Raw genomic sequence first — 18,777 nt, forward strand, 5'->3', positions numbered from 1 at the left:
CCTACGTTCTAAGGGTTGAACTGCGTGTAGGCCGGGTAAGCGCAGCGCCACCCGGCTTTAGTGGTTCGGCAATATCGTCCAGAACGCATCAATAAGCGGCTCATGCAGCCGCTTTTTTTGTGCGCACACGCCTAGCTCGAACGGCGTTTTCTCGTCGCTGCGTTCTAAAATCATCACGCGATTGCGCACCGGCTCTGGGCTGTTTTCCAGCACCACTTCCGGTAGCAGCGCTACGCCGCAGCCGAGCGCCACCATCGATACCATCGCCTCATGGCCGCCGACCGTGGCGTAAATCGACGGGTTACTGATCTTCTGGCGGCGGAACCACAGCTCAATGCGGCGGCGCACCGGCCCCTGATCGGCCATGATAAACGGCACCGTGGACCAGTCCGGTTTCTCCACCGAAACCTGGTTGCGCACCGGGCAGGGCAGCGCCGGGGCAATCAGCACTACCGCCAGATTCTCCAGCATCGAGAACGCCACCGCCCCCGGCAGCGTTTCGGGTTTCCCGGCAATGGCGAGATCCGCTTCGCCCGTCACCACTTTTTCCATCGCGTCGGCGGCATCGCCGGTGGTGAGCTTAATTTCAACCGACGGATGTTCCGCGCGGAAGCGGTCGAGAATGGGGGGAAGATGGCTGTAGGCAGCGGTCACGGAACAGAAAATATGCAGCTCGCCGGAAAGCGACGGCCCCTGCTGGTCGATGGTGTGCCGCAGCTGCTGATACTGTAATAACGTCTGCTGAGCAAAGATGCGCAGCTCTTCACCTGCTTCCGTGAGGGTGACGGTGCGGTTATCGCGCACGAACAGCGGCTGGCCGAGGTCTTCCTCAAGGCGCTGGATCTGGCGCGACAGCGTGGAGGGGCTGACGTGCATCGCCCGGGCGCTACGGCCAAAGTGACGGCTTTCCGCCAGGTGCAGGAACATTTTCAGATCGCGTAAATCCACCGATTCCACTCCCTCTTTTTACATTGCATAAATTGCAATGTGACGTTGTGAATATATCAATTTCCGCAATAAATTTCCTGTTGTAATGTGGGTACATTCTCGCTGAAACGCGAACCGAACAATAAGACACACAACATCACGAGGTATCACCCATGGCTAACTACTTCAATACACTGAACTTGCGCCAGCAGCTGGCGCAGCTGGGCAAATGCCGCTTCATGGCGCGCGATGAATTTGCTGATGGCGCGAGCTACCTTCAGGGTAAAAAAGTGGTCATTGTCGGCTGTGGCGCACAGGGTCTGAACCAGGGCCTGAACATGCGTGACTCCGGGCTGGATATCTCCTATGCCCTGCGCAAAGAAGCGATTGCTGAGAAGCGTGCTTCCTGGCGTAAAGCGACCGAAAACGGCTTCAAAGTGGGCACCTACGAAGAGCTGATCCCGCAGGCGGATCTGGTGGTTAACCTGACGCCGGACAAGCAGCACTCTGACGTTGTGCGTTCCGTACAGCCGCTGATGAAAGACGGCGCCGCGCTGGGTTACTCCCACGGCTTCAACATCGTTGAAGTGGGCGAGCAGATCCGTAAAGACATCACCGTGGTGATGGTGGCACCGAAGTGCCCGGGCACCGAAGTGCGCGAAGAGTACAAACGTGGCTTCGGCGTACCGACGCTGATCGCCGTTCACCCGGAAAACGATCCGAAAGGCGAAGGCATGGCGATTGCCAAAGCCTGGGCTGCGGCCACTGGCGGCCATCGTGCGGGCGTGCTGGAATCTTCCTTCGTTGCGGAAGTGAAATCTGACCTGATGGGCGAGCAGACCATCCTGTGCGGCATGCTCCAGGCCGGCTCTCTGCTGTGCTTCGACAAGCTGGTGGAAGAAGGCACCGATCCGGCATACGCGGAAAAACTGATTCAGTTCGGCTGGGAAACCATCACCGAAGCGCTGAAGCAGGGCGGCATTACGCTGATGATGGACCGTCTGTCCAACCCGGCAAAACTGCGTGCTTACGCGCTGTCTGAACAGCTGAAAACCATCATGGCGCCGCTGTTCCAGAAACACATGGACGACATCATCTCCGGCGAGTTCTCTTCCGGCATGATGGCGGACTGGGCGAATGACGATAAGAAACTGCTGACCTGGCGCGAAGAGACCGGTAAAACCGCGTTCGAAACCGCACCACAGTATGACGGCAAGATCACCGAGCAGGAGTACTTCGATAAAGGCGTCCTGATGATCGCGATGGTGAAAGCGGGCGTTGAGCTGGCGTTCGAAACCATGGTGGATTCGGGCATCATTGAAGAATCTGCGTACTACGAATCGCTGCACGAGCTGCCGCTGATCGCAAACACCATCGCTCGTAAACGTCTGTATGAGATGAACGTGGTGATCTCCGATACTGCCGAGTACGGTAACTACCTGTTCTCTTACGCCTGCGTACCGCTGCTGAAAGAGTTCATGACCACCCTGCAAGCGGGCGATCTGGGCCAGGCGATTGCGGAAGGAGCGGTTGATAACGCGCAGCTGCGTGACGTCAACGAAGCGATTCGCAGCCACGAAATCGAGAAAGTGGGCCAGAAACTGCGTGGCTACATGACCGATATGAAACGTATCGCGGTAGCAGGCTAAACACGACGAATCGGGTGGCGTAAGCCACCCGAACTGTTTTAGCTACGCAATATCGCGCCGGGATAACCCAGCTGGCGCCACGCCTCATACACCACCACCGACACCGCATTCGACAGGTTCATGCTGCGGCTGTCCGGCATCATCGGAATACGAATTTTCTGCTCAGCGGGCAGGGCATCCAGAATGGTGGCCGGCAGGCCGCGGGTTTCCGGACCAAACATCAGATAATCCCCGTCCTGATAGCTTACGGCGCTGTGCGCTGGCGTACCTTTGGTGGTCAGGGCGAACATGCGCTGTGGTTTTTCGGATCCCAGAAACGCGGCGTAATCGTGATGACGAACGACGGCGGTAAACTCATGGTAGTCCAGCCCCGCGCGGCGCAGACGTTTGTCGTCCCACGTAAAGCCCATCGGCTCAATGATGTGCAGACGAAAACCGGTGTTGGCGCACAGGCGGATAATATTGCCGGTGTTCGGCGGAATTTCTGGTTCGAATAAGACGATGTTAAGCATGCTGCCCCCTTAATTGCGGGGGCAGAATAGCAGAAAAGAGAGGGACTAGGCGACGCCCGGCTCCTGCGCGCGGCTATACAGCATTTTGTAGACGGTTGCCGCCGCAGCCACGAGAGCAGGTACGCTGAGGATCATTAAAATACTGTCCGCCTGCCACTGCATGGAAAGAAGCTGGGCGCTGGTCAGGGTGCCCGCCACGCCGCCGAAGCGGCCGATCCCCTGCATCCAGGCGATACCCGTCGCACGGCACTCGGTAGGGTAAAAGGTGGCGGCCAGGGTCTGCATGCCCGACTGCGCGCCGTTCATCGCGATCCCCATCAGGAAAATTAACCCGCCAAACAGGGCGATATGGTTATGCTCAATGCCGAGTAAAAGAATCAGGCCCATCGTCAGCACGAAACCACACGCGACCACCTTGTGCGCTTCCCAGCGATCCATCATCCAGCCCGCGAGCAAAATGCCAGCGGTGCCGCCGAAGGTGAACAGCGAGGTAAGCCAGGCGGATTCCGCCAGCGCATATCCCATCCCCTGCATCAGCGTTGGCATCCAGCTCAGCAGGACGTAATAAATCACCAGCCCCATAAAATAGGTGACCCACAGCATCAGGGTGCCGGGCAGCCAGGGCATGGAAAACAGCTGCGACACGCTGCCTTTTTTCGACGCGACTTTCTCCTCCGCGAGGAAAAAGCCCGTGACGCTATCCAGCGTGCTGCGGGCGAACCGGCTGGCGATGCGGCGAACCTGGGCGACGTCTTTCCCGCGCTGCACCAGAAACTTCACCGACTCCGGCAACAGCAGCGCCAGCAGCACCGTTAAAATCAGCGGCGCAATCGCGCCGGTCAGCAGCACGCTTCGCCAGCCATGGTGAGGGATAAGCCAGGACGAGATCGCCCCGCCGCCCGCCGCACCCAGCGGAAAGCCGCAGTACATGGTGTTAATTGCCATGGCGCGGCAGCGCTGGGGGGCAAACTCGGAGATCAGCGTAATGGCGTTAGGCATTGCGGCGCCGAGGCCGAGGCCTGTCAGAAATCGCCATAGCGTCAGGGTATTCAGACTTTGCGCCCAGGCCGTGCCCAGGCTCGCCAGGCCGAAGAACAGACACGAAAAGACCAGCACGCGCTTGCGTCCCATCCGGTCCGATACCGGACCTGCAATCAGGGCACCCAGCGACAGCCCCAGCAGCGCCGCACTCAGCACCGGCCCCAGATCCTGTTTATGTATTCCCCACTCCGTCGACAGCGTAGGCGCAATGTAACCCATCGCTGCGGTATCAAACCCATCAATCGCCAGCACCAGAAAGCCCAGCACAATAAGAAGCCAGTGAAACCCTGAAAAAGGACTTTCATCGATCACCTGCTGAATATCCACCTTACCTGAATACGCCATACGCTCCACTCCGATCTGATGTTGTTTTTGTGTTCTTGTATTTGCTTGTCTATACAATTGCGGAAGGCAGGTGGATGTCAAATTTTCTTATCCAGAATGTTACGCAGGTGTTATTTTCGACAAAAAAAGCGCCCGAGGGGGAAGTCGGGCGCGGAAGAAGGGGAGGCTAACCGGGGGAGATCAGGCCGCGTTTCCCTGAGAAAGAGGGGCCAGCGCCGCAGGCAGCTTACTGAGCTCCTGCACCAGAGAGTCTTTGCTGATTTCACCGATTGTTTTCGCACCGGTCAGCGTCATCGCCACCTTCATCTCTTTCTCGATCAGGTTCAGCAGATTCGCCACGCCCGCCTGGCCGCTGGTGGCCAGCGCGTACAGGTAAGCACGGCCCAGCAGCACGCTGTCCGCGCCCAGGGCGATCATGCGCACCACGTCCAGCCCGTTACGGATGCCGCTGTCGGCCAGGATCGCAATATCGCCTTTCACCGCATCGGCAATGGCCGGCAGGGCGCGGGCGGAGGAGAGCACCCCGTCAAGCTGGCGGCCACCATGGTTAGAGACCACGATCCCATCGGCGCCAAAACGTACCGCGTCGCGGGCATCTTCCGGGTCGAGGATCCCTTTGATCACCATCGGGCCGTCCCAGAATTCGCGGATCCACTCCAGGTCTTTCCATGAGATCGACGGATCGAAATTGTTCGCCAGCCAGCCGATGTAATCCTCCAGCCCGGTCGGTTTACCCAGGTAGGCCGAAATATTGCCCAGATCGTGCGGACGGCCGTTCAGCCCGACATCCCACGCCCACTGCGGGTGCGTCACCGCCTGCCAGTAACGGCGCAGGGCCGCGTTAGGGCCGCTCATGCCGGAGTGGGCGTCGCGGTAGCGCGCGCCGGGGGTCGGCATGTCGACGGTAAAGACCAGCGTTGAGCAGCCCGCCGCTTTGGCGCGCTCCAGCGCGTTGCGCATAAAACCGCGATCGCGCAGGACGTACAGCTGGAACCACATCGGGCGCTTGATGGTCGGGGCGACTTCTTCAATCGGGCAGACGGACACGGTGGAAAGGGTAAACGGAATGCCTTTGGCATCTGCGGCGGCGGCGGCCTGCACTTCACCGCGACGGGCATACATGCCGCATAAACCGACAGGTGCGAGCGCTACCGGCATGGAGAGCGTTTCGTTAAACAGCTTCGTCTCAAGGCTCAGGTCAGACATATTTTTCAGCACGCGCTGGCGCAGGGCCACTTCCGACAGATCCTCCACGTTGCGGCGCAGGGTGTATTCGGCATACGCCCCGCCGTCAATGTAGTGGAACAGGAACGGGGGCAAAATGCGCTGCGCCGCGGCGCGATAATCACTGGCTGCTGAAATAATCATGCTTTGTTCTCCCTGGAAATATCACTCTCGCCAGGCAGACGGGTAATACGCGCCTGTCGGGCCTGATCTTCATCGAATCGTTTAATGGTGGTATGCACGAAGCCGAGATGCGCCATCATCGCCTTGCGCGCGGCCTCGGCATCACCGGCCAGAATGGCGTTGAGCACCGCCTCGTGCTGTTCGGTCAGCTGGGCAAACACCGGCGGGACCAGATACATGCGCTGGCGGCTCTGCTTCACGGAGGATTGCAGCAGGTCGAAGAACCCGCGCATGGTTTGCAGCAGTACCACGTTGTGCGAGGCCTCGGCAATCGCCAGATGGAACCGCACGTCCGCCTGGGAGGCGATGTCCGGGTCGCTGCTTTGCGTGGCCTCAAAACAGGCTTTGAGCTTCTCTTTGTCGGCGTCGGTTGCCCGCATCGCCGCGTGCCACGCTGTACTGGTTTCGATGGCGTGACGCGCTTCGAGGATGTCGAAGCTGTAGTCCGGGTCGTTTTCCATCAGCGTCTTCAGCGGCTGCACGATGTTTTGTTCGGACCAGTCGTCATGCTGCCAGCGCACGAAGGTGCCGCCGCCGCGACGGCTCAGCAGCACCCCTTCACTAACCAGCGTCGCCAGCGCCTCGCGCAGTGAGTTGCGCGACACGCCAAGCTGAGCGGCAAGCTGACGCTCGGCGGGCAATCTCATGCCCGCTTCCAGCTGTTGTTCTTCTATCAGCGCCCGTACGCGAGTGGCAATCACGTCGGACAGGCGTCTGGGCATCACTATCATGGAATCATCCAGGTTAAGACATAGGCCTGCAATGTGGTGATCACGCCCACCATGCAGGTAAATATCAGGCTGTGTTTCACGGTAAAGCGGAACAGGTCCGACTCTTTGCCTACCAGCCCCACCGCGGCACAGGCAATGGCGATGGACTGCGGCGAGATCATCTTCCCGGTCACGCCGCCGGTGGTGTTCGCGGCGACCAGCAGCACGTCCGAGACGCCAATCTGCTGCGCGGCCGTGGCCTGTAGGGCGGCAAACAGGGCGTTAGATGACGTATCTGAACCAGTCAGGAACACCCCCAGCCAGCCGAGGAACGGCGAGAAGAAGGTAAACGCGTGGCCGGTATGCGCCAGCGCTAACGCCAGCGTCGACGACAGGCCGGAGTAGTTCGAAATAAACGCGAACGCCAGCACCATGCCGATGGAGTAAATCGGCAACATCAGCTCTTTAATCGTCGCCGCAAAGGTCTGCACCGCGGCGGCAGGCTTCATGCGCAGCCACACTACGGAAAGGATAGCGGCAAACAGGATGGCCGTGCCGGTGGCTGAGAACCAGTCGAACTTAAACACTGCCGCATATGGCGTGGCGTCGTGCACCACCGGCGGCATACGGGCGACCATTTTGTCGAGGAACGGCACGGAGATATTAATCACCATGTCGTACAGCGCGCCGCCCGGGGCGAACAGTGCTTTAAACGGCGGAATGCTCCACAGCGTCACGGTGGCGGTCAGGAACAGGAACGGTGACCATGCGCGCACAATCTGTCCGGCGGTATAGCCGGTGCGCGCCAGAGTCTGATCCACATGTGAGGCACCCATATCGGCAAAGCGGAAGATGCGCACCGGCTGCCAGCGTTTCAGGAACAGCGTCAGACAGACCAGCGACACCAGGGAAGAGATGATGTCCGGCAGTTCCGGGCCGAGGAAGTTGGAGCTGAGATACTGGGCAATGGCGAACGAACCGCCCGCTACCATCACCGCAGGCCAGGTCTCCTTCACGCCGCGCCAGCCGTCCATAATCGCCATGATCCAGAACAGCACGATAATGGTCAGGAACGGCAGCTGGCGACCCACCATCTGGCCGATCTCGAAGCTGTCCAGCCCGGTCACCTGGCCCGCCACCAGAATCGGAATGCCCATCGCGCCAAACGCCACCGGGGCGGTGTTCACAATCAGGCACAGGCCAGCGGCATACAGCGGGTTAAAGCCCAGCCCGACCAGCAGAGCGGCGGTGATCGCCACCGGCGCGCCAAATCCTGCCGCCCCTTCAAGGAACGCCCCGAAGGAGAAACCGACAATCAGCATCTGTAAACGCTGGTCCGGTGTAATAGAGAGAATCGACGAGCGAATAATATCGAACTGCCCGGTTTTGACCGAGATTTTGTAGACAAAGACGGCGGCGATGATGATCCACGCAATCGGCCACAGGCCGTAGAAGAAACCATACACCACGGAGGCCAGCGCGCGATCGACCGGCATTTTATAGAAGAACAGCGCCACCAGCAGGGCGATGGCAACGGTGTACGTTGCGGCAAGGTAGCCCTTCAGCTTGAGCTTAATTAGCGCAAAGAAGAAGAACAGGATCGGTAGCGATGCGATCAGGCTCGACAGCCAGATATTCCCGGCCGGATCGTAGTTTTGTTGCCAGAGGCTCATGCAGGTCTCCTGAGGACCACACAGGTGTTCGTCGGGTGAGTCTCTGCTCATCTCAGCGTCACACTTAGTGTAAAAGTGGTCCATCCAATATTGTGATGTAGGGTTAATGGCAATAAATGGTTAACCAAGTGTTGCTATTCGGCAATGGTTTTGTGAAGTGGAGCATCAAAACTGTGAACGATGGATAGCTTTGCGCATGATTGGTAGGACCAAACCCGCAAAATTAACTCACCGTGTGCGTTGGGAGCGGTAGTCAGGTGGAGAGCATTACATTCGTTTTTGAGCAGATACGACGCGTAAAAGATGTTGAATAAAATGGGGAGGTGATAATATTACGTGAATTGAATGAGGTTTGTTTGCTTTATTTGTGTTTTTGAAAAGCTGTATATATGTGAGCAGAGTGATTTATTTCCTATAAATAAAATTTTTTTTGGTTAAAAATGCGAAATCTAAGCTGTAGCAAAAAATTTTAATTAAGGTAAATTTCACATATAGATTTTAACAGTGTATTACAAACGATCAATTGCTGATCGATAAAGAAATATCCTGTTTAACCGTGATTTTTCAGGATAAAGGGCAAGATTTTTTTGCTGAAGTGACATTTTTTGGCTAATAATATTCTGAAATAAATTGATCAAACAATGATCAGTTGGCTCTCTTGTAATTTAGTTACGGTATTAAAAGCAAATGAATAATTATCAGGGCAATCGAAAGGGGTTAAATTTGTTAGCTGAGTGTTAATTCCAGAGTGTTTACAGACGCGGCGTACTGCTTTTCAATACGTAGACGTTAAAAGGCATATGATTTACTATTTATTCAGAAGCAACGTTACAGAAGACATTAAATTTATTACTAACCACAACGTATTCAGTGTTATTTTCGGCCAGAAGTCATTTCCTCAGTTGCAGGATATCTGTGTATGGCCTTCTGAAAATATACGGATTATCACCATGGGATGGACCCTGCTTTATTCTATAAGGTCGCGTCACCCATTCTGCTAAAACCCTTTTGGTGGCGTTTTTAAATCCTTATAGCGGTTATTGTACCTGGTACAACAAGTCTATATCTGTTTAATTTACAGAGGTGAAAGTGTTCCAAATGAAAATCAAAAATGTGGCGCTGGCGATTGCCGCGGCGGGGCTGCTGTTATCTTCTCAATCAGTACTGGCAAGCAGTGATTCTGGTGTTAATGCTTCCCTGGATACAGGCGCTGGCTCGCAGAGCACAGGCGGCGTGATCAACTTTACCGGGAAAATCACCATTATTTCCTGTGATATTACCCCTGCGTCAAAAAGCAAAACGGTAGACCTCGGCGCGTGGGCGAAAAGCTACTTCGACGATCACAGCGAAACGACGCCGCGTGAGTTCAAAATCAACGTAGAGAACTGCCCGGAGACGGTTGAATCGGTTGCGGTACTGTTTGACGGAACCAAAGATACGGTGAATGACACACTGCTACAGGTTACGCCAGGCGAAGGTATGGCGACGGGCGTCGGCGTGAAGCTTTATAACAGCGATCGCAGCACCGCGATTAAACCGGGTACGGTATCTGAAACAACCGCACCGGATGCTGAAGGCAATGCTGAATTAACGTTTTATGCTTCTCTCGACAAAGACGGGTCGGAAATTAACGCGGGCGACGTCAATGCCGTTTCCAACTTCCTGATGGTTTATAACTGATTTCACTCTCAGCCACCTCCAGAGATAATAATGATGAAACGTTTATCGTATATTATGCTCACTGCATTAATGGTTAGTTCTGCGTCAGTTTCCGCTGGCGTTGTAATGGGGGGAACACGGATCGTATACCCACAACACAGCAAGGAGGTGGCATTTTCTGTTTCTAATATGGAAAGTGCGGTTCCCTATCTTATTCAGTCGTGGGTTGAAGGTGATGGGCAGGATAAAAATAACGCTGCGCCATTTATTGTCACGCCACCTCTGTTCAGACTTGATCCGGAGCAGACCAACACGCTGCGTATTCAATATACCGGCGCTCCGCTGCCCACAGATCGTGAATCTGTATTCTGGCTCGATATTAAAGCGATTGCGCCAAAGCCAAAAGAGAGCAGCAACGAATTACAAGTTAACGTTAAATCGAAATTTAAAATTTTCTACCGCCCGGACAACCTTAAAGGGGACGCTGCCACTGCCTGGCAGAAAATAACGTTTTCGCGGACGGGAAAAGGGCTTAAGGCCGCCAACCCGACGCCATACTACGTCTCTTTTTATCGACTGTCCGTTGGCGGGCATAAAATTGAGCAGCCGGGCATGATCGGTCCAGGGGAAACCCGTGAATGGCCTGTGTCCGCCTCCGGGGGCGTAAGCTGGTCGGCTATTAATGATTTTGGTGCCATCACCGCCACCCACACCCAGCCTCTTTAAGACCATGTCTTTTCGCCTGTTTCGTTACGCGCCGCTTTCGGTGTTGCTGCTTAGCTTCAGCCGCGCGGGGATGGCCGAGGATTACTTTGATCCCGCCGCGCTGGAGCTTTCCTCTACCGAACAGAAAACGGCGGATCTGCACTATTTCTCTGAAAAGGGCGGGCAGATGCCAGGCACCTGGCTCGTGACGCTGGAGATTAACGGACGCGAGGAGCGGCATCAGGAGATCACCTTCGTCAATGAGAAAGGCAGCCTGCAACCCGTTTTTAGCGTATCGCTGCTGGAAGCGCTTGGGGTGAATGTCAGGGCCATTCCTGCATTCTCACGGTTGCGGGAGGGAGAAACGTTCACGCACCTCGCGGATTTCATTCCGGCAGCGCGAACCTCCTATGATTTCAACCAGCAGCGTCTCTTTCTCAGCCTGCCGCAAGCGGCGATGAAACACCGCAGCCGTGGCTACGTGCCGCAGTCGCAGTGGGACGATGGTATCCCGGCGGCATTTACTGATTACAGTCTGTCGGGCGGCCAGGCACATCATCAGCGTGGCGTCACGACATCCAGCTATCTGAGCCTGCGTAACGGTATCAATCTGGGGGCGTGGCGGTTGCGCAACACCTCCGCATGGAGCCACAGCGACGCGGGCGGCGACCATTTTCAGTCGCAAAGTAGCTGGCTGACCCGGGATATTCGCCGTCTTAACAGCCAGCTACGGATCGGCGATGCCTGGACCGCAGGCGACGTCTTCGATAGCGTGGCGTTTCGCGGGGTACAGCTCACATCAAGCGAAAGCATGTTGCCCGACAGCCAGCGCGGCTTCGCACCAACCATCCGCGGCGTCGCACACAGCTTCGCTAAAGTCTCCGTTTCGCAAAATGGCTATGTGATCTATGAAACCTGGGTGGCCGCCGGGCCATTTATCATTAACGATCTGTTCCCCGGCGCACAAAGTGGCGATCTACAGGTGACGGTCACGGAAAGTGACGGCTCAACGCGCGTCTTTACCCAACCCTATTCTGCGGTGCCGTTTATGCGACGCCTGGGCAGCCTGAAATACAGCCTCAACGCCGGACGATTTCACTCCGGCTCCGGCGATGCGCGTTCACCTGAGTTTGTTGAAGGCGCTTTCTTCTACGGTCTGCTCTCCAGGATGACGGTGTATGGCGGCTTTCGTACGGCGAGCAACTATCAGGCCGGTGCAATTGGCGTAGGCAGAGGGTTTGGCGCATTTGGCTCGCTGGGCATTGACGATACGCTGGCAAAAAGCCGTTTACCCAATGGCAAAAGCGCGATGGGGCAGGCGTGGCGCATTCAGTATCAGAAAGATTTCAGCGCTACCGGCACCGCCTTCAACCTGGCGAGTTATCGCTATGCCTCGCGCAATTACTATGAATTCAGTGAACTGAATCAGTCTGACAGCCAACAGCTGCAACTCAATAATCGCCGTAGCCGCTCGCAGGTCACCTTCTCACAGACGCTGGGTCAGTTCGGCAGCCTCAGCGTCTCGGCATGGATGCAGGATTACTGGCATACGTCCGGGCAGGATAAAACCATCCACATTGGCTGGTACACCAGCTGGCGAGGCATTACCTGGGGCGCGGGGTATGACTACACCGACTCAGCGCTTGAGCAGCATCCCGATCGTACCGTGTCGTTTAACGTCAATGTTCCGCTTGGTCACTGGTTACCGGACAGCTCGGTCAGTTACTTCATCAACCACAACAATCGTGGGATGACCACTCAGCAGGTGTCACTCAACGGCAGTGCGCTGGCGAATCGCAACCTTAATTACAGCGTTCAGCAGAGTAAGGCCAGCGAGGGACAAGCCGACAGTACCAGCCTGGCGCTGCAATACAACGGTGGCTACGGCAACGTCAGCCTCGGTTATGACCACAGCCGAAGCGGTAGCAACGCGAGCCTCGGACTCGCCGGAGGCGTTATCGCCACGCAGTATGGCGTCACGCTTAGCCAGCCGCTGGGCGATACCGTCGCCCTGCTACGCGTGCCCGGCGCGGCGAACGTTGAGCCGGAGGGCTACAACGGGATCCATACCGACAGCCGCGGCTATGCGGTCATGCCAACGCTCTCGGCGTATCGCAAAAATACCGTCAGCCTTGATACGGCGACGCTGGGTGAGAACGTCGACGTTGAGCAGAGCGGTCTGACGCTCATTCCCACCAGCGGCGCGGTGGTGCTGGCCAATTACAAAACCCACATTGGTTATCGCGTTCTGTTTTCCCTGCGCTACCACGGCGAACCGTTGCCGTTTGGCGCGCAGGCTGAAGTGGTGGAGCAGAACCGCCATTCTGCAAACCGAAGCATGGTCGCTGACGGCGGTCAGGCCTACCTGAGCGGGGTACCAGAGCGCGGCACCCTGCGCGTCAGCTGGTATCAGGACGGGGAGCAGCAGCAATGCCAGACACCTTTCAGACTGGGGAAAGCTCATATGGCCCCCGGTATCGCCACGCTATCCGTTGAGTGCCATTAGAGGAATATCATGCGTCGTTTTATTCACTGGTTTTTCTATCTGAGCCTTCTTTCGCTTTTTGGCATGCTGAGTTTTCATGCCCATGCTCAGACCTCATCTTGCCGCACCACGCGCGATCAGTGGGTCGTTCAGGTGCCCTACGCCATAGGGTATGCGCCCGGCACGGCGGACTGGACGCCGATATCTGCGCCGATACAATCTACCGGGGCGGATTTCTACAGCTGTGATGGCGGGAATGATGCCTGGCGTAGTATCGGCTTTGTCGACATGGATAACCCCGTCGGCACCGTGGTTGGTGAAGACGGCGCGTCACGTCACGTCTATAAAACTCAGATCGACGGCATCGGCTACGCGCTGGGGTTCCGGGAACAGCAGTACTGCGGCGCCGATGCGGTACGCTACATTGACGGCACAAGTCAGGTGAATGGCAATGAGTCCCGGCGCATTTGCGACGCATCGCAAAACCCCGCCTTTGCCAGCGCCTCAATGTATAAAATGCAGTTCTGGGTGGTGTTTTACAAAATTCCAACGACCAGCGCCATGCCTGACGATAACGCCAATTCCCAGGAGCAAAATGTCGGATCGCTGATATTGCAGGCGGGAGAAAATCAAGCCAGCGCCACCAACGTGGCGACACCGGTACAGATCCATCTCGCCAGCTTCACCGTCAGGCGTACCAGCTGTTCAGTGGGCTCTCGCAGCATTCTTGTTCCCATGGGGAGCGTGAGCCAGCGTGAATTTCATGGCATAGGCTCCCGCGCCGGAGGCGGACGCTTCAGCATTCCGGTGACCTGCGAAAATAACACGGCGGTGAAGATGGGTTTCTTTGGCGATACCACGCCGGGCAACGATCGGGCGCTGGCATTGACGAAGCAGGAGGATAGCGCCAGCGGTGTCGGGATCGAACTGCTTTACGGTGACAATACCGGTTCGGTTCAGGGGCAGGTGGTACCGTGGAACACCCCACAGGTGTCAGCATTTGGGCAAGTGGGGGATAACCAGACGCAAACCTTCTGGTTTGATGCGCATTACCTTCAGACGGAAGAGAACGTGACGGCGGGAAAAGCGGATGCGATGGCGACGTTTAACCTGATTTACAACTGAGTTTCCCCTGCCGCAGCGGCAGGGGAGGGCGATCAGAACGCGGTCTTACAAAAACCCGTCATCTCTTTCAGGCCCATTTCGCGACCAAGCTCAGTCATCGGGTGCACCACCACCAGGCCACGGACGCTTTTCTTCAGCTTGCCCATGTCGGCCTGCTCTTTTTTGGTGATCGCGCGGCGATGCGGCATGTTCATCAGCTTCTGCGCTTCTTTACTCAGCTTCTGGCCTTTCACTTCGCGCAGGCGTTCAATTTCCGCCTCCAGCTTCACGGACTCTTTTTCCAGCTCGGCATATTTCTCGGCGGAATCGACCAGGGAGAGGCCAGCCATCTGATGGCGGATCAGATCCAGACGGTCGCTCAGGCGTTTAATTTCGTTCTTTTCGACTTCTTTCATGACAAATAACTCTGAAAACGGGGAATTTACAGGGAAGGATACACCAATGTGTGCGGGCTTACTTCTGAAACGCTTTTTTTAAGCTGATTTTAGAAATCAGCTCAGTCAGGGAAAGCACCATGGTGGAGCGCACAACCTGTTGATAACGCAGCTTTTGCATCGCGTACAGCTCAGGGTCGCTGTTATCAAACTGAGGTGCGGGAGGGAGCGCGGATACGCAGTGCAGTTCGCCGAAGGGCCCCAGTATCTCATCATCGGTAAAGGTGTACTCATTACCGTCATGATTGAGCTCTTCGCGCAGCGCCATTAACAGCTCGGCGTCTTCATACTCCTGGCGGTTCAGCACGCCAAGACCGTAAATCAGCTTCAGCCGTACCGATAAATCGCCCAGCGGTCCGTCTCCGTCCAGTAACGGTTCTACAGCATACTTTACCGCGTAGTCGTCTTTGCGAAACACCTGAAGCACCAGAATGTTCACCGCCTCGGTTAACAGCTCGACGGCGGCAATCAGGAAACTCCGTACGGTTTTGCCAGCATTCAGACGCTCAAGCACACGATTTTCAAAGGCCTGGGTTTGTTCCATTATTGCCTGCATATCTGACAATCTGTTATTCGGGCGCAGGCTAACCTGCGCCGGACTCTGCATCATTTGGTTGCGTTGTATGCGCTGACCGCCTCCGCAACTACGTCACTGTTGGCATCCAGACCGGAGATCTGCGCCAGCGCAGCCTGCGCGCCTTTGTCATCAATCAGCTGAGCCAGCTCAATCGCCTGCGGGTCCTGCTCGCTGCGGTAGTGCATGGCGGCAGCGATGCCCTTCACCAGGTTAGCGTGCGGCAGGCCGTATTCCAGCGTGCCCAGCAGCGGTTTAATCAGGCGGTCGCCCGCGCTTAGTTTACGCAGCGGCTGACGACCCACGCGCTCAACGTCATCTTTCAGATACGGGTTTTCAAAACGACCGAGGATTTTCTGGATGTATGCCGCGTGTTTATCAGCATCAAAACCGTAGCGTTTGATCAGCACCGCGCCGCTCTCTTCCATTGCCCCTTTGACCACCGCACGGATGTTCTCATCGAGGATCGCGTCACGAATCGTCTGATGACCGGCCAATTTTCCGAGGTACGCGGTTATAGCATGCCCGGTGTTCAGCGTGAAGAGTTTACGTTCGACAAATGCCATCAGGTTATCGGTTAATTCCATTCCCGGAATGGTCGGCAGCGCACCCTTAAACTGGGTTTTATCAACGATCCACTCGCTGAAGGTTTCCACGGTCACTTCCAGCGGATCGTTGGTGGCGGATGCTGAAGGCGGAACGATGCGATCCACGGCGGAATCCACAAAACCTACGTGCGCTTCAACCCAGGCTTTATCTTCGTCTGCGACGGTCGCAAGAACGTGGCCTTTCAGCTGCGTGGTGCCGCGCACCATGTTTTCACAGGCGATGATGTTCAGCGGTGTTTCAACGCCCTGTGCTTTACGCTTCGCCAGGCCTTTCGCGACCGCCGGGGCGATACGCTCAAGCACCACCGGACCCACGGCGGTGGTGACCAGATCAACGCTCGCGATGAGGTCAATCACGTCGTCGCCAATGCTGCTTACCGCGTTGACGCCAGAGACCGTTTCAACCTGTTCGTTTTCACCCACCACGTGAACCTGATAGCTATGACGGGCATTCAGGGCATCCAGAACCACCTGATTCACATCGGCGAATGTCAGGGTAATGCCCGCGTCTGCCAGCAGTTTACCGATAAAGCCACGACCGATATTACCTGCGCCAAAATGTAATGCTTTCATAGTGTTAACCTTCATCAATGTTTTTACCCGAGAGGGCTGGGGTGAGGAACGTTTTCCCCTCACCCTAGCCCTCTCCCCGGGGGGAGAGGGAAGAGGCGCTGTTACTTGTTCAGCAGGGCCAGAACTTCTTCAACGCTGGTGGTGTTGGCCAGACGCTCAATAACCGTTTCGTCATCCAGCGCATTGGTCAGGCTGGTAATCACCTGGATATGCTCGTTGTTGCGAGCGGCGATACCAATCACCAGACGGGCGATGTCGTCCTCTTCTTCACCGAAGCGCACGCCATCAGGATACTGACAGAACACCACGCCGGTTTTCAGCACGCGGTCTTTGGCTTCCACCGTACCGTGCGGAACCGCGATGGATTCACCCAGGTAGGTTGGGGTCAGCTTTTCGCGTTCCAGCATCGCCTCAACGTACTCAGGCTGAACGTAGCCGCCTTTCACCAGCTGCTCACCGGCGAAGCGAATGGCCTCTTCTTTATTGGTCGCCGTGCGGCCAAGGAAGATGTTTTCAGCGCCCAGTTTGAACAGATGCGCGTTGCTCTCGTCGAAGCTGTCTTGCAGGCTGGTACGCACTTTCACTTCGTTATCTTCATGGCGCTGCGCCGCCACCAGGCGTTCGGTCAGGCTGGCGTACAGGCCGCTGTCGAGGAAGTTGGTCAGGGAAATGTGCTGCGCCTGCGGTACCTGACGCATAGCGCGTTCGGTCAGATCGCGGTGCGTGATCACCAGGTCAACGTCCGGCGGCAGGCTGTTAATCGCGCTGTTGGTGACGGAGATGTTGGTCAGACCCGCATCCTGCACTTTCTTCCGCAGTACGCCCGCACCCATTGCGCTGGAGCCCATACCGGCATCACAGGCCACGATGATTTTACGCACGTGGCTCAGGTCGTTAGAGACATCACCCGCCGCCAGCGGCGTTGCGCCTTTGGATTCGGCTTTCATGTCATGCATACGACGGGTTGCCGCTTCGATATCGTCGTCTTCTTTCACCTTGCTGGTTTTCAGCAGGATAGCGGAGGCCACGAAGGAGACCGCCATGGCCGCACAGATCGCCGCGATGTTCGCGAAGTAGGCGCCTTTCGGGGTCATCGCCAGCACCGCCAGGATAGAGCCTGGAGAAGCAGGAGACACCAGACCACCGCCCAGTACGCTCAGGGTGAACACGCCGGTCATACCGCCAAGGATAACGGCCAGGATCAGACGTGGGTTCATCAGCACATACGGGAAGTAAATTTCGTGAATACCGCCCAGGAAGTGAATGATCGCCGCGCCGCCAGCAGACTGTTTCGCGCTGCCGCGACCAAAGAACATGTACGCCAGCAGAACGCCCATACCTGGACCCGGGTTCGCTTCAATCAGGAAGAAGATGGACTTGCCGAGATCGTGTGACTGCTGAATACCCAGCGGTGAGAAGATACCGTGGTTGATGGCGTTGTTCAGGAACAGGATTTTCGCTGGTTCAACAAAGATAGACGCCAGCGGCAGCATGTCGTGCGCCACCATGAAGTTAACGCCCGCCGCCAGCAGCTTGGACAGCACTTCAACCGCCGGGCCAATGCCGAGGAATGCCAGAATGGCGAGGATCATCCCGATGATGCCCGCAGAGAAGTTGTTCACCAGCATTTCGAAGCCGGATTTGATCTTGCCATCAACCCAGACGTCGAATTTCTTGATTGCCCAGCCGCCCAGAGGACCGGCAATCATCGCACCGAGGAACATCGGCATATCCGCACCGACGATCACCCCCATGGTTGTGATGGCACCCACGACGCCACCGCGGTCACCGCCCACCAGACGACCACCGGTATAACCGATGAGCAGTGGCAGGAGATAGGTAATCATTGGGCCAACAAGTTTTGCCAGCGTTTCGTTAGGCAACCACCCTGTCGGAATAAATAATGCGGTGATAATACCCCACGCGATAAACGCGCCGATATTTGGCATCACCATGTTGCTGAGGAAACGACCAAAGCTTTGCACTTTGATCTTGAAATCGGATGACATAAAACACCCCTTCTTATGTTTACGCTTAGGCTTGTGGCCCGAGGTTTATCGTTAATGTGCGGCGGCAGAGGTAGCCGGGCCCTGTTCTGATGCTGTGAAATCTGGCACTGAATCGTTCAACTGTCCAGACAGTGAAATTTTGTGTGATCTGAATCACATGAATGTAGGGGGTGAGGACATTAATGAAGTGATCGCGATCACATAACGAGTGTGTAAAAAAAATACATCGCTCAGAATTACGCCAAAATGGGCGGTGTTTTGTGATTTGCATCACAATGTTAAGTTGGTTGTTTGTTTCCAGATTGTGATTTGATTCACAAAATATTTTTATGCAGATTTCT

The 18,777-nt window shown here is 56.2% G+C and carries 15 protein-coding genes; 5 read left to right on the top strand and 10 right to left on the bottom strand.

The window, feature by feature from the left end; genetic code table 11:
- Nucleotides 1-57 precede the first annotated feature (57 nt).
- Nucleotides 58-948: an HTH-type transcriptional activator IlvY gene (ilvY, locus tag SK50_RS02310; protein ID WP_017693777.1), complete on the bottom strand. Its 891-nt coding sequence runs from the start codon at nt 946-948 to the stop codon at nt 58-60.
- Nucleotides 949-1,100: 152 nt separating this feature from the next.
- Here ilvY and ilvC point away from each other — a divergent pair, with 152 nt between their 5' ends.
- Nucleotides 1,101-2,576 carry a ketol-acid reductoisomerase gene (ilvC, locus tag SK50_RS02315; RefSeq protein WP_023295615.1) on the top strand — a complete coding sequence of 492 codons (1,476 nt, stop codon included), beginning with the start codon at nt 1,101-1,103 and terminating at the stop codon, nt 2,574-2,576.
- Between the two features lie 38 nt (nt 2,577-2,614).
- Here the strand turns inward: ilvC and trmL are convergent, their stop codons facing one another.
- The 5 genes from trmL to lldP form a co-directional block, all read right to left on the bottom strand.
- A complete protein-coding gene (gene trmL, locus SK50_RS02320) occupies nt 2,615-3,088 on the bottom strand; it encodes a tRNA (uridine(34)/cytosine(34)/5-carboxymethylaminomethyluridine(34)-2'-O)-methyltransferase TrmL (protein ID WP_003860178.1) in 474 nt (157 codons plus the stop codon).
- Nucleotides 3,089-3,133: 45 nt separating this feature from the next.
- Complete coding sequence (locus SK50_RS02325; RefSeq protein ID WP_047056518.1) at nt 3,134-4,474, bottom strand: MFS transporter; 1,341 nt, start codon at nt 4,472-4,474, stop codon at nt 3,134-3,136.
- A gap of 180 nt (nt 4,475-4,654) precedes the next feature.
- Nucleotides 4,655-5,842 carry an FMN-dependent L-lactate dehydrogenase LldD gene (gene lldD, locus SK50_RS02330; RefSeq protein ID WP_017382576.1) on the bottom strand — a complete coding sequence of 396 codons (1,188 nt, stop codon included), beginning with the start codon at nt 5,840-5,842 and terminating at the stop codon, nt 4,655-4,657.
- On the bottom strand, nt 5,839-6,612 hold the full coding sequence (lldR, locus tag SK50_RS02335) for a transcriptional regulator LldR (protein ID WP_045344794.1): 774 nt from the start codon (nt 6,610-6,612) through the stop codon (nt 5,839-5,841). Before lldR ends, lldD begins: the two co-directional genes overlap by 4 nt.
- Nucleotides 6,609-8,264: an L-lactate permease gene (gene lldP / locus SK50_RS02340; protein WP_003860175.1), complete on the bottom strand. Its 1,656-nt coding sequence runs from the start codon at nt 8,262-8,264 to the stop codon at nt 6,609-6,611. Before lldP ends, lldR begins: the two co-directional genes overlap by 4 nt.
- 1,098 nt (nt 8,265-9,362) lie before the next feature.
- Here lldP and SK50_RS02345 point away from each other — a divergent pair.
- Genes SK50_RS02345 through SK50_RS02360 form a run of 4 tightly spaced genes read left to right on the top strand, consistent with a single transcriptional unit; the run spans nt 9,363 to nt 14,238 of the window.
- Entirely contained in the window at nt 9,363-9,944 is a 582-nt protein-coding gene (locus SK50_RS02345) for a fimbrial protein (RefSeq protein ID WP_045344795.1), read from the top strand.
- Nucleotides 9,945-9,974: 30 nt separating this feature from the next.
- A complete protein-coding gene (locus SK50_RS02350; RefSeq protein ID WP_017693782.1) occupies nt 9,975-10,649 on the top strand; it encodes a fimbrial biogenesis chaperone in 675 nt (224 codons plus the stop codon).
- Between the two features lie 4 nt (nt 10,650-10,653).
- Nucleotides 10,654-13,134 (top strand): fimbria/pilus outer membrane usher protein, encoded by a 2,481-nt coding sequence (locus SK50_RS02355; protein WP_032651950.1) that lies wholly within the window; start codon nt 10,654-10,656, stop codon nt 13,132-13,134.
- 9 nt (nt 13,135-13,143) lie between these two features.
- Nucleotides 13,144-14,238, top strand: coding sequence for a fimbrial protein (locus tag SK50_RS02360; protein ID WP_023304619.1), 1,095 nt, complete (start codon nt 13,144-13,146; stop codon nt 14,236-14,238).
- Between the two features lie 32 nt (nt 14,239-14,270).
- Here SK50_RS02360 and SK50_RS02365 read toward each other — a convergent pair whose 3' ends face one another.
- The 4 genes from SK50_RS02365 to SK50_RS02380 form a co-directional block, all read right to left on the bottom strand.
- On the bottom strand, nt 14,271-14,633 hold the full coding sequence (locus SK50_RS02365) for a YibL family ribosome-associated protein (RefSeq protein WP_015572767.1): 363 nt from the start codon (nt 14,631-14,633) through the stop codon (nt 14,271-14,273).
- Between the two features lie 58 nt (nt 14,634-14,691).
- Complete coding sequence (gene mtlR, locus SK50_RS02370) at nt 14,692-15,282, bottom strand: mannitol operon repressor MtlR (protein ID WP_015572766.1); 591 nt, start codon at nt 15,280-15,282, stop codon at nt 14,692-14,694.
- On the bottom strand, nt 15,279-16,427 hold the full coding sequence (gene mtlD / locus SK50_RS02375; RefSeq protein ID WP_023304617.1) for a mannitol-1-phosphate 5-dehydrogenase: 1,149 nt from the start codon (nt 16,425-16,427) through the stop codon (nt 15,279-15,281). Before mtlD ends, mtlR begins: the two co-directional genes overlap by 4 nt.
- A gap of 101 nt (nt 16,428-16,528) precedes the next feature.
- Nucleotides 16,529-18,436: a PTS mannitol transporter subunit IICBA gene (locus SK50_RS02380; protein WP_015572764.1), complete on the bottom strand. Its 1,908-nt coding sequence runs from the start codon at nt 18,434-18,436 to the stop codon at nt 16,529-16,531.
- Nucleotides 18,437-18,777: the final 341 nt, after the last annotated feature.

The sequence above is a fragment of the Enterobacter sp. BWH64 genome, assembly GCF_001037645.1.
In the GTDB taxonomy this organism is placed as follows: domain Bacteria; phylum Pseudomonadota; class Gammaproteobacteria; order Enterobacterales; family Enterobacteriaceae; genus Enterobacter; species Enterobacter hormaechei_C.

Bases quoted from the DNA above. Each gene is read 5' to 3' on its own strand.
- lldD (WP_017382576.1), bottom strand. From the start codon at position 5,842: ATGATTATTTCAGCAGCCAGTGATTATCGCGCCGCGGCGCAGCGCATT.
- trmL (WP_003860178.1), bottom strand. From the start codon at position 3,088: ATGCTTAACATCGTCTTATTCGAACCAGAAATTCCGCCGAACACCGGC.
- SK50_RS02350 (WP_017693782.1), top strand. From the start codon at position 9,975: ATGATGAAACGTTTATCGTATATTATGCTCACTGCATTAATGGTTAGT.
- SK50_RS02325 (WP_047056518.1), bottom strand. From the start codon at position 4,474: ATGGCGTATTCAGGTAAGGTGGATATTCAGCAGGTGATCGATGAAAGT.
- SK50_RS02355 (WP_032651950.1), top strand. From the start codon at position 10,654: ATGTCTTTTCGCCTGTTTCGTTACGCGCCGCTTTCGGTGTTGCTGCTT.
- lldR (WP_045344794.1), bottom strand. From the start codon at position 6,612: ATGATAGTGATGCCCAGACGCCTGTCCGACGTGATTGCCACTCGCGTA.
- mtlR (WP_015572766.1), bottom strand. From the start codon at position 15,282: ATGATGCAGAGTCCGGCGCAGGTTAGCCTGCGCCCGAATAACAGATTG.
- SK50_RS02380 (WP_015572764.1), bottom strand. From the start codon at position 18,436: ATGTCATCCGATTTCAAGATCAAAGTGCAAAGCTTTGGTCGTTTCCTC.
- lldP (WP_003860175.1), bottom strand. From the start codon at position 8,264: ATGAGCCTCTGGCAACAAAACTACGATCCGGCCGGGAATATCTGGCTG.
- SK50_RS02360 (WP_023304619.1), top strand. From the start codon at position 13,144: ATGCGTCGTTTTATTCACTGGTTTTTCTATCTGAGCCTTCTTTCGCTT.
- SK50_RS02345 (WP_045344795.1), top strand. From the start codon at position 9,363: ATGAAAATCAAAAATGTGGCGCTGGCGATTGCCGCGGCGGGGCTGCTG.
- ilvC (WP_023295615.1), top strand. From the start codon at position 1,101: ATGGCTAACTACTTCAATACACTGAACTTGCGCCAGCAGCTGGCGCAG.
- mtlD (WP_023304617.1), bottom strand. From the start codon at position 16,427: ATGAAAGCATTACATTTTGGCGCAGGTAATATCGGTCGTGGCTTTATC.
- SK50_RS02365 (WP_015572767.1), bottom strand. From the start codon at position 14,633: ATGAAAGAAGTCGAAAAGAACGAAATTAAACGCCTGAGCGACCGTCTG.